Origin of the sequence: Streptomyces sp. NPDC127177, from assembly GCF_042672475.1 — a bacterium.
GTDB lineage: Bacteria > Actinomycetota > Actinomycetes > Streptomycetales > Streptomycetaceae > Streptomyces.
The window spans coordinates 1-11720 of the sequence record NZ_JBHXUW010000109.1 but is presented as its reverse complement, the minus strand read 5'-3'; the positions used below and the strand labels follow the sequence as shown (position 1 = coordinate 11720).

The 11720-nt window shown below is 72.0% G+C and carries 10 protein-coding genes; 5 read left to right on the top strand and 5 right to left on the bottom strand.

Annotation, left to right across the window (positions count from 1 at the left end; all coding sequences use genetic code 11):
* Positions 1 to 105: 105 nt before the first annotated feature.
* The 5 genes from ACFVJX_RS35525 to ACFVJX_RS35505 all read right to left on the bottom strand — a co-directional run bounded on the left by ACFVJX_RS35525 (position 106) and on the right by ACFVJX_RS35505 (position 5806).
* Positions 106 to 1560, bottom strand: a complete 1455-nt coding sequence (locus ACFVJX_RS35525) for an FG-GAP-like repeat-containing protein (protein WP_384136678.1) — start codon at positions 1558 to 1560, stop codon at positions 106 to 108.
* 220 nt (positions 1561 to 1780) lie between these two features.
* Positions 1781 to 2224, bottom strand: coding sequence for an SPW repeat protein (locus ACFVJX_RS35520; protein WP_384136676.1), 444 nt, complete (start codon positions 2222 to 2224; stop codon positions 1781 to 1783).
* Positions 2225 to 2321: 97 nt separating this feature from the next.
* Positions 2322 to 3347 carry an ADP-ribosylglycohydrolase family protein gene (locus ACFVJX_RS35515; RefSeq protein WP_384136674.1) on the bottom strand — a complete coding sequence of 342 codons (1026 nt, stop codon included), beginning with the start codon at positions 3345 to 3347 and terminating at the stop codon, positions 2322 to 2324.
* 127 nt (positions 3348 to 3474) lie between these two features.
* Complete coding sequence (locus ACFVJX_RS35510) at positions 3475 to 4119, bottom strand: fasciclin domain-containing protein (protein WP_384136672.1); 645 nt, start codon at positions 4117 to 4119, stop codon at positions 3475 to 3477.
* Between the two features lie 118 nt (positions 4120 to 4237).
* Complete coding sequence (locus ACFVJX_RS35505) at positions 4238 to 5806, bottom strand: molybdopterin-dependent oxidoreductase (protein ID WP_384136685.1); 1569 nt, start codon at positions 5804 to 5806, stop codon at positions 4238 to 4240.
* 232 nt (positions 5807 to 6038) lie between these two features.
* Here ACFVJX_RS35505 and ACFVJX_RS35500 point away from each other — a divergent pair, with 232 nt between their 5' ends.
* Genes ACFVJX_RS35500 through ACFVJX_RS35480 form a run of 5 tightly spaced genes read left to right on the top strand, consistent with a single transcriptional unit; the run spans position 6039 to position 11473 of the window.
* The gene (locus ACFVJX_RS35500) at positions 6039 to 7313 is read left to right on the top strand and encodes an NAD(P)/FAD-dependent oxidoreductase (RefSeq protein ID WP_384136671.1); all 1275 of its coding nucleotides are present in this window, start codon (positions 6039 to 6041) and stop codon (positions 7311 to 7313) included.
* Complete coding sequence (locus ACFVJX_RS35495) at positions 7307 to 8032, top strand: DUF1365 domain-containing protein (RefSeq protein ID WP_384136683.1); 726 nt, start codon at positions 7307 to 7309, stop codon at positions 8030 to 8032. Before ACFVJX_RS35500 ends, ACFVJX_RS35495 begins: the two co-directional genes overlap by 7 nt.
* A 32-nt stretch (positions 8033 to 8064) precedes the next feature.
* A complete protein-coding gene (locus ACFVJX_RS35490) occupies positions 8065 to 9315 on the top strand; it encodes a class I SAM-dependent methyltransferase (protein ID WP_384136682.1) in 1251 nt (416 codons plus the stop codon).
* Entirely contained in the window at positions 9315 to 10670 is a 1356-nt protein-coding gene (locus ACFVJX_RS35485) for a class I SAM-dependent methyltransferase (protein ID WP_384136680.1), read from the top strand. The genes ACFVJX_RS35490 and ACFVJX_RS35485 overlap by 1 nt, the downstream gene beginning before the upstream one ends.
* Positions 10667 to 11473 (top strand): DUF1295 domain-containing protein, encoded by an 807-nt coding sequence (locus ACFVJX_RS35480; RefSeq protein ID WP_384136669.1) that lies wholly within the window; start codon positions 10667 to 10669, stop codon positions 11471 to 11473. The genes ACFVJX_RS35485 and ACFVJX_RS35480 overlap by 4 nt, the downstream gene beginning before the upstream one ends.
* Positions 11474 to 11720 lie beyond the last annotated feature (247 nt).

Here is an 11720-nt window from a genome sequence, read left to right as displayed (position 1 = left end):
CCTCAATCGCCGGAGGGGCTGGGTCCGTACGCTTGCTTCTCGATCCCCGGCGGGCTGGTTCGTACGCTTGCTTCTCGATCCTCGGCGGGCTGGGTCGTGCGCTTCTCAGCTGCCGGAGGGGCCGGTGCGTGTCGTCGATCCGACGGCTGCGCCGAAGCGCGCCTTTACGGCCGGGTGTTCCAGGGACTCCGGCGTGAAGAGGATCGAGCCCGTCCCGGTCGGTCCCGACGCCGAGCCGGGGAGCACGCTCACCGCACCCGTCTGCAGATACTTGCCGGGTGCGCCCACGGCCAGGTCCGCCCGGCCGTCCGCGTCGAAGTCCCCGGCCGTCACCGACAGCCCGAACTGGTCGTTGCCCTCCATCACCCCGCTCACTCCGGGCGTGTCCAGGTTGAGCTTCCGTGCACGTGCCGCGTTCAGACCGGCCGATGTCCCGGGTACGACAGTCAGCTCGCCGGCGTTCTGGATGCCGTCGGAGTCCGGCGCGCCGGTGACCGCGGTCACCAGGTCCGCGTGCCCGTCGCCGTCGGTGTCGGCGAGCACGCCCGCGGTGCCCGGTTCGACCGGACCTCCGTACGGAACGCCCTTGCCCAGACCGGCGGCGGTGCCCGGGAACATGCGCAGCAGAAACTCGTCGGGGCCGTCGGACCCCGTGGTGTCCACGACCACGTCGTCCCGGCCGTCGCCCGTGATGTCACCGGTCACGACGCTGTAGCCGGTGAAGGGCAGGCCCGCCCGGCCGATCGGTGCCGTCTTCAGCCCCTGTGCCGAACCCGGCAGTACGCCGAGGGTCCCCTCGTCGGCCCCGTCGTCGGAGTAGGCCTGTGTGACGAGGTCCGTGTATCCGTCGCCGTTGATGTCCCCCGAGGCGATCGGCCCCATTCCGGCGCCGCCGCCAGGCGGTGCGTACGCGGTCATGGCCGGTTCGTCGATGTCACGCAGATTGCTCGCGCCGCGTACGACGTTCACCTTCGTGCCGGTGGAGACGGCGATGTCGTCCCGCCCGTCGTGGTCGAAGTCGCCGACGGTCAGATTGTCGCCGAACCCCGCACGCGCGGCCGGCTTCGGGTTGTGGAACGCGATGGCGTCCGAGCCGAGGCCGCCCTTGGCACCGAAGACGATCGTCACCGCGCCCGCCCCCGCCACGGTCCCGATGGCCTCGCCGCCCGAACCGATCACCAGGTCGGTGTACCCGTCGCCGTCCACGTCGCCCATGGCCACCGACGAGCCGAACCGGTCACCGGCCTCGGGGACGCCCGGGATACCGGCCGTGTCCTGGGTGATGCCCTTGTGCCGGGTGACCCGCACGCCCTGGGCGCTGCCGTAGACCAGCGAGACGTAACCCGCCTTCGCATACCCCGCGACGGTGCCTTCCGGAGCGCCCACGGCGAGATCGCCGAACGTGTCGCCGTCCACGTCGCCGGGTGCCGAGGCCTTGCGAGGGGTCTGCGACGCCTCCGTCGTCCCGAGATCCGGTGCCGCGAAGGCCGCGGGCGCCACCAGGACCCCTGCCACCACCGCCGTCGCCAGAGCCGTACACGCCATCAGATGCCGCGCCATGTGCCCACTCCCGTCGTGTGCTTCCCCTGTGCGGCCACCGGCTTCCCGAGGGCGCCGGTGGCCGCCGTCAACCCACAAGACCCGTGAGACAGATGAATAGTTGTGGTCGCCGCACGCGTCCCGGGAGCGCGGGGGTGCGGACCGTGCCACCGCCGGGCAAGCCGATGCCCGCACCGTGAACGGTTCGCGGTGCGGGCCGGCGCAGCCTGACGGGCGCCTTCTACGAGCGGTGGCGGCTGCTCTTCAGTGACGCACCCGCACAGATCAGCCCGAGCAGGGCGGTCAGTCCGCCGATGATGACGTTGTTGAGTACGACGCCCATGTCCGGGCTGCTTCCCACCACCCAGGGCGAGATGATCATCCAGGCGCCCATGGCGCACATGGCCCAGCTCAGGCCGTACATCCGTTGCGGCATCACGGTGAACCCGAGACCGAGCACGGCGATCGCGATACCCATGATCAGGTTGTGGGTCACCAGGGTGGTCTGGCTCGTGGTGAAGTGCAGCACCCAGGGTGAGATGGCGCAGTACAGGCCGACCAGGAACACCGGTCCGTCCACGAGTGCCACATCGCGGCCGCCCATCACACGGGCGTATCGGTCGCGCATTTCGGAGGCATCAGGGTGTCCGGCCAGATCCTGGCCGGCGTGCGAGACGTTTGACATGAGGTTCGTCTCCTTCGCTCCCGCAGGCCAGGACGCGCCTTGTGCGATAAGCGGCCTGCTATGCCATTCTGCTCTTATTTGTCCCTTATGTGTAGCTTCAAGGTGGCGGAACTTCAGTAGTAATCGCATCGCGCCGGTCGCCGTCCAACCTCTCGGCCAGCGCCGTCAGATCCGGGGTCCGTAGCACCCGGTCCCCGTACCCCGGCAGCGGTACGTGCAGGGGCCCGGTCCACCGTGACGGGATCGCGCCGAATCCGTACACCGCGCCCGCCAGCGCACCGGTCACCGCCGCCACGGTGTCGGTGTCCCCGCCCACGTCGATCGCCGCCGCGAGGGCGTCCTCGTAGGACCGCGTCGTGCGCAGCGCCCACAGCGCGGTGCCCAGACAGGGCCAGACGGCGCCGTTGAACTCGGTCGCCTCGCCCGGGTGCCAGTCGGGGGCGAGGGCGGTGGTCCAGCGCTCGCGGTGGTCCGCGTCCACGGCAGCCAGGGTGCCGGGGACGGCTGCGAGCGGATCGGCTCCGTCCAGGGCCGTGCGGATCAGTTCGTGCAGAACTGCGGTGCCCTCCCAGGCCGCCCGGTCGCCGTGCGTCAGGGCGGCGATCCGGCGGGCCGCGTCCATGGTCGCCGCGCGTGCCCCGTCCTGCGTTCTTGCCTCGTCCTTCGCCGGCGCACCGGTGGCGGTGCGGCCGGGCCGGGCGAAGTACACGGCGGAGGTGGCGGCGCGCATCAGTGAACCGTTGCCCGCCGCACGGCCGTTGACCTGGAAGTGCAGCGCCGCCGCGATGTCCCAGGGGTCACCGCCGGTCAGTACGTCCTCCGTCTGGAGCCCGATGTCCTTCGGCTCGCCCGCGGCCCACCGCCGGAACCGGTCGAAGAGATCGGGCAGGTCGAGACCCCCGCGTTCCAGCAGGGACTCCCCGACCAGCACGGCCATCTGTGTGTCGTCGGTCGCCTCGCCCGGGTCCCAGCCACCGCCACCGCACATCGTCCCGGTTCCGTCCGGGAAGCGGGACGTGTAGACACCCGGCGGACCGAACTCGAAGGGTGCGCCCAGCGCGTCACCGACCGCCGATCCGACAACCGCGCCCGTCACCCGGTCCTGCCTGCTCAGGAAGCCCATCGGGTCAGCATAGGGAGGGCGGACGGTGCCGGCGGTGTGTACGGGCCGAAGCCCTCGCACACCCGGCCGGCTGCCGGGGTGCGAGGGCTTCGGCCCGCGCTGCCCGCTGCTTGTGCTCAGGGGGCTTCTACTTCGGGGGCATCAGGACCGTGTCGATGATGTAGACCGTCGCGTTGGCGGTCGGGACATTGCCGCAGACGACCTTCGACGAGTCGTTCACGGTGTAGTTCATGTCCGAACCGGACGTCGTCAGCTTGCCCTTCTCCAGGGTGTCGAAGGAGCCGTTCTCCAGCTGCTTCGGCGTCACCTTCTTGCCGACCACGTGGTACGTGAGCACCTTGGTCAGCTCCGCCTTGTTGGCCAGCAGCTTGTCCAGGTCGGCCTTCGGGATCTTGGCGAAGGCGTCGTTGGTCGGGGCGAACACCGTGATGTTCTGCGCGTTGTTGAGGGTGTCGACCAGGCCGGCCTTCTTCACCGCGGTGACGAGGGTGGACAGGGCCGGGTTGTGCGAGGCGGCCGTGGCGACCGGGTCCTTCGCCATCCCGTCGAAGGAGCCCGCGCCGTCCTTCGGCACGGAGGCGCAGCCCGGACCGAAGGGCTTGTCCATGTTCATCGAGTCGTCGGCGGAGGCCGGTGCCGATGCCTTGGCCGAGCTGGCGGTGGAGCCGGACGCACTGTCCTTGGAGTCGCTGGAACAGGCCGACAGGGCCAGCGGGAGGACCACTGCCGCGGAGACGGCGACGGCGGCGCGACGGATGTGGTTGACCTTCATGATGTTCTCCTGGTTTCCGTAAGTGATGGTTCGGTTGCTGTCAGTAAGGTTGTTGGGGTGTGTGCGGGCCGGAGCGGGCCCGGTGCGGGAACAAGGGCCGGGGCGCGGCGGTGTCCGCTCAGGACACGTCGACCACCACCGAGTGCCAGCCGGTCGCACCGTTGGGTACGGTGCCGACCCGCCGGTCGGTCTGGGTGGCGCCGGTGCGGTCCGTCGCGCGGACTTCGAGGGTGTGGTTGCCGGAGGTGGCCGGCCACTCCCACACCCACTGCCGCCAGGTGTCCCGACCGTCCTCCGCCGCCAGCCGCGCGGCGTGCCAGCCGCCGCCGTCCACCCGGACCTCGACCCGCGAGATCCCGCGGTGCTGGGCCCAGGCGACCCCGGCGACCGGGATCGTGCCGGCTTTCGGGGAGGCGAACGGGCGGGGGGTGTCGATCCTGGACTCGGTCTTGATGGGCGCCTGCCGGGACCAGGACCGCTTGACCCAGTACGCGTCGTAGTCGTCGAACGTGGTCAGCTCGATGTCCTTGATCCATTTGCAGGCCGACACGTATCCGTAAAGGCCGGGGACGACCATCCGGACCGGGAAGCCGTGCTCGAAGGGGAGCGGCTCACCGTTCATGCCGAGGGCGAGCAGGGCGTCACGCCCGTCCATGACCGTCTCCACCGGAGTGCCGATGGTCATGCCGTCCACCGAGCGCGCGATGATCTGGTCGGCGGGCCCGCCGCTGGACGGCGGCTTCACCCCGGCCTCGCGCAGCAGATCGGCCAGCCGCACGCCGATCCACCGGGCGTTGCCGACGTACGGTCCGCCCACCTCGTTGGAGACGCAGGTCAGAGTGATGTCGCGCTCGATGATCTCGCGGCGCAGCAGATCCTGGAAGCTGATCGTCACCGGGCGCTTGACGCCCGTGCCGTGGATCCGCAACCGCCACTCGTCCGCGTCGATGCGCGGGACGACCAGCGCCGTGTCCACCCGGTAGAAGCTCTTGTTCGGTGTGACGAACGAGCTCAGGCCCCGGATCCTCAGATCGGCGCCCGCCGGTACGGCCGGTGCCGCCGAGTCGGGTACGGGCAGCACCAGGTCCCGCCGTGATGCCGTGGCGCCGGCCTGCACGGCCGAGGTGAGCCGCCGTCCCAGCAGGCCGGCGCCGGTCGAGGCCGCCGCCGCGGCGGTCGCCGCGATGACGAAACCGCGCCGGTCGAAGGTGCCGTACGCCGGCTCCCCGCCCCTCCCGCCAGCCGCGGGGGAGGGACCGGATGCCGGGGACAGCCGTCCGACCAGGAAATACAGCACTCCCGCGGCCAGTACGGCACCCACCACCGAGGGCAGGGCGTCGGAGAGCCGTCCCTCCGGCCGCCCCACCGCGGCGACTGCCCCGACCACGCCGAAGACCAATACGGCAGCCGAACCGGTCGTCCGGTGCCGCAGCGCCAGCACCCCGACCACCACGGCGAAGCCCGCCAGGAGGAGCAGGATGCCCAGCTCCAGGACGAGCTTGTCGTTGGTGCCGAAGTGCCGGACGGCGAAGTCCTTGAGCGCCGGGGGAGTGCGGTCGATGACCGCACCGCCCACCGCCGTCACCGGCCCCGCCTCGGGCCGGACGACCGCCGCCACCAACTCGGCGACGGCCAGGGCGCAGAACCCGGCGATCAGACCGCTGAGTGCGGCGCACGCGGCACGCACCCAGCGGGATCGCCGGGACCCGTGGGCCCCGTCCTTCGCATTGCTCTGATCTTCGTTCACAACCGGGATTCGTCGCCGGTGGCCCGGCGGATTGGTCTGTCACCCGAATGAATGAGAGCCGGTCACGCCCAATCCACGGCGCGACCTGTAACGAATCACTTCCGAGAGGCATCCGCCGCTCCTCCGGAAACGGAAGGAGGAGTGAAGGGGGCCGGTGCTCGGAGGGAGCGGCATGACAGGCAAGCGGCGACGGACGGCCGTCGTGGGGAGCGGGGTGGCGGGGCTCACCGCCGCGCACATCCTGCGCGGGGCCCACGACGTGACGCTGTTCGAGGCGGACGACCGGGTGGGCGGCCACGCGCACACCCATGAGCTCCCCGCGTCGGACGGCCGGATCCACCGGGTGGACTCCGGCTTCATCGTCCACAACCGGCGCACCTACCCGCATCTGCTGCGGCTCTTCGCGGAGCTCGGGGTCGCCACGCAGGAGTCCGAGATGAGCATGTCCGTGCGGTGCGAGGGCTGCGGACTGGAGTACGCGGGCGCGCGCGGCCCGGCCGGTCTCCTCGCCCGGCCGGCAGCCGCCCGGAACCCGGACCATCTCCGGATGCTGGCCGCCGTGCCCCGCTTCCACCGGTCCGCCCGGCGCCTCCTGACGGACGGCGGCCCCGACGCGGACACCATGACGCTCGGCGAATTCGCCGACCGCGGCCGTTTCTCCCCGTACTTCACCGCCCACTTCCTGACACCCGTGGTCTCCGCCGTCTGGTCCTGCGACCCGGTGACCGCGATGCGATACCCGGCCCGCTACCTCTTCCGCTTCCTCGACCACCACGGGATGCTCTCGGTCGGCGGCTCCCCGGCGTGGCGGACCGTCACCGGCGGATCGGGCGCCTACGTCGAGCGTGTCACCGAACGGCTCGGTGCCGTCCGCACCGCGACCCCGGTCCGCGCGGTGCGCCGCCACCCGGACGGCGTCGAGATCGTCACCGCGGACGACACCACCGAACCGTTCGACTCGGTCGTCATCGCCACCCACCCCGACCAGGCACTGCGGCTCCTCGCCGACCCCACCGACGAGGAGCGCCGCACCCTCGGCGCGTTCCGCTACTCCCGCAACCCCACGCTCCTGCACACCGACACCCGGCTGCTGCCGCGCGCCCGGGGCGCCCGCGCCTCCTGGAACTACCTGATGCCGTCCTGCGCCGCGAGCGCCGACCACGTCACCGTCAGCTACGACATGAACCGGCTCCAACGGATCGACGCCCCGGAGACCTTCGTCGTCACGCTGAACGGCGCCGACCGGGTCGCCCCCGGCCTGGTCCGCGCCCGCATGGTGTACGAACACCCGGTCTACACGCCCGAGTCGGTGGCCGCGCAGGCCGAGCTGCCCGCCCTGTCCGGACCGCTCACCGCCTACGCGGGGGCGTACCACGGCTGGGGATTCCACGAGGACGGCTGCCGTTCGGGGGCGGACGCGGCCCGAGCCCTGGGGGTGGACTGGTGAACGCCCTCTACCCCTGCACCATCGCCCACGTACGGTCCGCGCCCAGCACCTACGCCTTCCGGCACCGCACCTACCTGTGGCTGATCGACCCGGACGGGCCGCCGCCCCTGCCCGCCGCCCTGCGCCCGCTGGCCCGCTTCGACCCGCGCGACCACTTCGGCGGCACGGCCCCGACCATCCGGGCCGGTCTGAGCCGGTTCCTGGCCGCCAACGGCGTGGACCTCGGCGACGGAACCGTGCAAATGCTCACCCAGGCCCGAGTGTTCGGCCACGTCTTCAACCCGCTCACCGTCTACTGGTGCCGCCGCGCCGACGGCACCCCGCTCTGCACGGTCGCCGAGGTGCACAACACCTACGGCGAACGCCACTGCTACCTGCTCCACCCGGACACCGCCGGCCGGGCCTCCACCGACAAGGAGTTCTACGTCTCGCCGTTCTTCGACGTCGACGGCTCCTACCGGATGCGGCTGCCCGAGCCCGGCCCCCGGCTCGGCCTGACGATCCACCTCGAACGGTCCGGCACCCGGCCCTTCACCGCCACGGTCCGCGGGGTGCGGCGCCCGGTCACCCCGCGCGTACTGCTCCGGCTGGCGCTGCGCCACCCCTGGTCCACGGCGGTCGTCTCGGCCGCCATCCGGCTGCACGGGATCCGCCTCTGGCTGCGCGGACTGCCCGTGCGGCCCCGTCCCCGCCACACCACTCAGGAAGGAATGCAGTGAGCGTGTCCACGTCCCACTCCCCGTCCCCCGCCATGCCGCTCCCGGTGCAGGCCGCCCCCGGCACCGATGCCGAGCGCTGGCCCGACGTCGCCAGCCCGCCCCGCGCGTCGTGGGCGCGGACCGCCGTCGCCGAACGGGTCGTAAGCCGCGCACTGGCCCGGCTCCCGCTCCGCGCCCGGCTCGCCGGGCGGGAGGACATCGGACTCGGCGGCCCCCTGCTGGACGTCCACGATCCCGCCGCCTTCTTCGGCAGGATCGGGGTGAACGGCCTGATCGGCTTCGGTGAGTCGTACATGGCGGGGGAGTGGGACTCACCCGACCCGGTGGGCGTCCTGACCGTCCTGGCCGACCACGTCGCCACCCTGATCCCGAAGCCCCTGCAGAAGCTGCGCGGACTCTGGGCCGGCCGCCGTCCCCAGGAGCAGCTCGGCACCCCCGAGGGCGCCCGGCACAACATCAGCCACCACTACGACCTGTCCAACGAGCTCTTCGCGCTCTTCCTCGACGAGACCCTCAGCTACTCCTCCGCCGTCTTCCGCAGTTTCCCCGCGGACCCGGAGGCGCTGCCCGCCGCCCAGCACCGCAAGATCGACCGGCTGCTCGACCTGGCGGGTGTCGGGCCGGGCACCGAACTCCTCGAAATCGGTACCGGCTGGGGAGAACTGGCGATCCGTGCCGCCGCCCGCGGCGCCCGCGTCGTCTCCGTCACGCTCTCCGGCGAACAGCGGGACCTGGCCCGGCGAAGGATCAAGGAGGCCGGGTACGAGGACCGGGCCGAGGTCCGGCTCTGCGACTACCGGAAGATCGAGGGACAGTACGACGCCGTGGTCAGCGTCGAGATGATCGAGGCGGTCGGCGCGGAGTACTGGCCGGTCTACTTCCGCACCCTGGAGGAGAGACTGGCGCCCGGCGGCCGTATCGCCCTCCAGGCCATCACCATGCCGGACGACCGGATGCGCGCGTCCCGCACCACCTTCACCTGGATCCACAAGTACATCTTCCCCGGCGGACTCCTTCCGTCCGTCGAGGCGATCGAGCAGGTCACGGCCCGCCACACCGCCCTGCGCATCGACCGCTGCGACGACTTCGGCACGCACTACGCCGAGACGCTGCGGCTGTGGCGGGAACGGTTCACCGAGCGGGCCGCGGAAGTCGACGCACTCGGCTTCGACGCGGTGTTCCGCCGCATGTGGACCTTCTACCTGGCCTACTCCGAGGCGGGATTCCGCTCCGGCTACCTCCATGTGCGGCAACTGCTGCTGACCCGTCAGGAAACGGCGTGATGACACTTACCGGCAATCGGACGGCGAACGGCGCGGCCCAGCGCCTGGAGCCCCTCGTCGAGCAGCTGCTTGGCGGGGCGCTCCCGGTCAGGGTGCGGATGTGGGACGGCAGCGAGACCGGCGCGGCAGACGGCCCCCTGGTCCACGTGCGCTCCCGGCGGGCGCTGCGCCGGCTGCTGTGGGAGCCGGGTGAACTCGGCCTGGCCGAGGCGTACATCACCGGCGACGTCGACATCGAGGGGGACCTGGCCGACGGGCTGCGGGCGATGCGGCTCGCCGTACGCGAGCGCGGTCTGCGCCCGCCGCGGCCCGGCATCGGCGACCGTCTGCGGGCGGCGCGCACCGCGGTGCGCCTGGGTGCGGTGGGCCCCCGGCCGCCCGTCCCCGCCGCCCGTGCGGGACTCCACGGCGTCCTGCACAGCAAGTCCCGCGACCGGGCGGCCATCAGCCACCACTACGACCTCTCCAACGCCTTCTACGCGCTGCTCCTCGACGAGACGATGGCCTACTCCTGCGGCTACTGGACCAGCGACGCACCCGGTTACGGCCCGGCCGACGCGCAGCGGGACAAGCTGGAACTGATCTGCCGCAAACTGGATCTGCGCCCCGGCTCCAGGCTGCTGGACATCGGCTGCGGCTGGGGATCCCTGACCCTGTACGCGGCAGAGCGGCACCGGGTCCGCGTCACCGCCGTCACGCTCGCCGCGGAACAGGCCGCGCACGTGCGGACGCAGGTGGCCGAACGGGGCCTGGAGGATCTGGTCGAGGTCCGCTGCTGCGACTACCGCGACATCGACAGGGCGCCGGGACACGAGGGCGGATACGACGCGGTGTCCACGGTCGAGATGGGTGAACACGTCGGTGACGCGGAGTACCCCGCCTTCACCGCGACGCTGCACGCCATGGTCAGGCCGCGCGGCCGGGTCCTGGTCCAGCAGATGTCTCGCGGCCGCGACGCCCCGGGCGGCGGCGCGTTCATCGAGTCGTACATCGCGCCCGACATGCACATGCGTCCGCTCGGCGAGACGGTCGCGCTGCTTGAGGGCGCCGGACTCGAGGTGCGCGACGTCGAGGGGTTGCGCGAGCACTACGTCCGGACGGTGGACGCGTGGCGGCGCACCCTGGAGCTGAACCAGCCGGAGTTCACGGATCTCGTCGGCGAGGAGACCGTGCGGGTGTGGCGGCTGTATCTGGCCGGCGGCGCCCTCGCCTTCGAGGAACGGCGGATGGGCGTGGACCAGATCCTCTCCGTACGGCCGGAGGTGACCGGCAACGCCGCGATGCCCGCCACCCGGTCCGGCTGGTACGCGGAGCCCGGGGGCGCCGCCGGTTCGACGGCCGGGGCCGCCGGATGAACGGCTTCGGATGGGCGGCGTTCGCACAGGGCCTCGCGCCCTGCGCGGGCGCCGCGCTCGCGGTCATGCTCGTCACGTTCGCCGTCGCGCTGTACAAGGGCGTGCACCGCGTCGTGGACATCGCGTGGGGGCTGGGCTTCACTGCCGTCGCGCTCGTCTCGTACGGAATGTCGGACGGCGGTGGGGGAGACGGCACCCGGCGGCTCCTGATCACCGTGCTGACCGCGGTGTGGGGGCTGCGCCTGGCCTGGCACATCGCCCGCCGTGGGAGGGGGCACGGGGAGGATCCGCGCTATGCGGCGATGCTGGACAGGGCGCCGGGCAGCCCCGCGCTGTACGCCCTGCGCAAGGTGTACCTGCTCCAGGGCGCCCTCGTCTGGCTGATCTCCCTGCCGGTGCAGGCGGCCGGGTATGTGCGGGGCCCCGTCGGCGCACTGGCCTGGGCCGGTGTCGCGCTGTGGCTGGTGGGACTCGTCTTCGAGGCGGTGGGGGACCACCAGTTGGCCCGGTTCAAGGCCGACCCCGGCAACCGTGGACGGATCATGGACCGGGGGTTGTGGTCCTGGACCCGGCATCCCAACTACTTCGGCGACTTCTGCGTGTGGTGGGGCCTGTTCCTGATCGTCTGCGAGGCCCCGGCCGCTGCGGCGGCCACGGTCGTGGCGCCCGTGCTGATGAGTTTCCTGCTCATCGGTGGCAGCGGAAAGGCCCTGCTGGAACGGCATATGTCCGAGCGCCCCGGCTTCGCCGAGTACACCGCGAGGACCAGCGGATTCTTCCCCCGGCCGCCACGTCGGGGCTGAGTTCCTGACGGCCGCGGACGCAGCGGGCCCCGCACCTCCATCGCCTCCCAACGGCAGAGGTGCGGGGCCCGCGCCGCGAAGTGACCTCGGCCCACCGGGACGACCCGGCCCGGGGCGAGCGCCGTGGCCACCGCGTCCAGGGGCGGGGACCCGCCGGTGGTGGCAGGCGGCCCCGCACGCGACGTGTGCCCGTCGTGGTGCGGCTCATGCGGCCCGTGGCCGGGTCTCCGGAACGACTGCTTCCGGA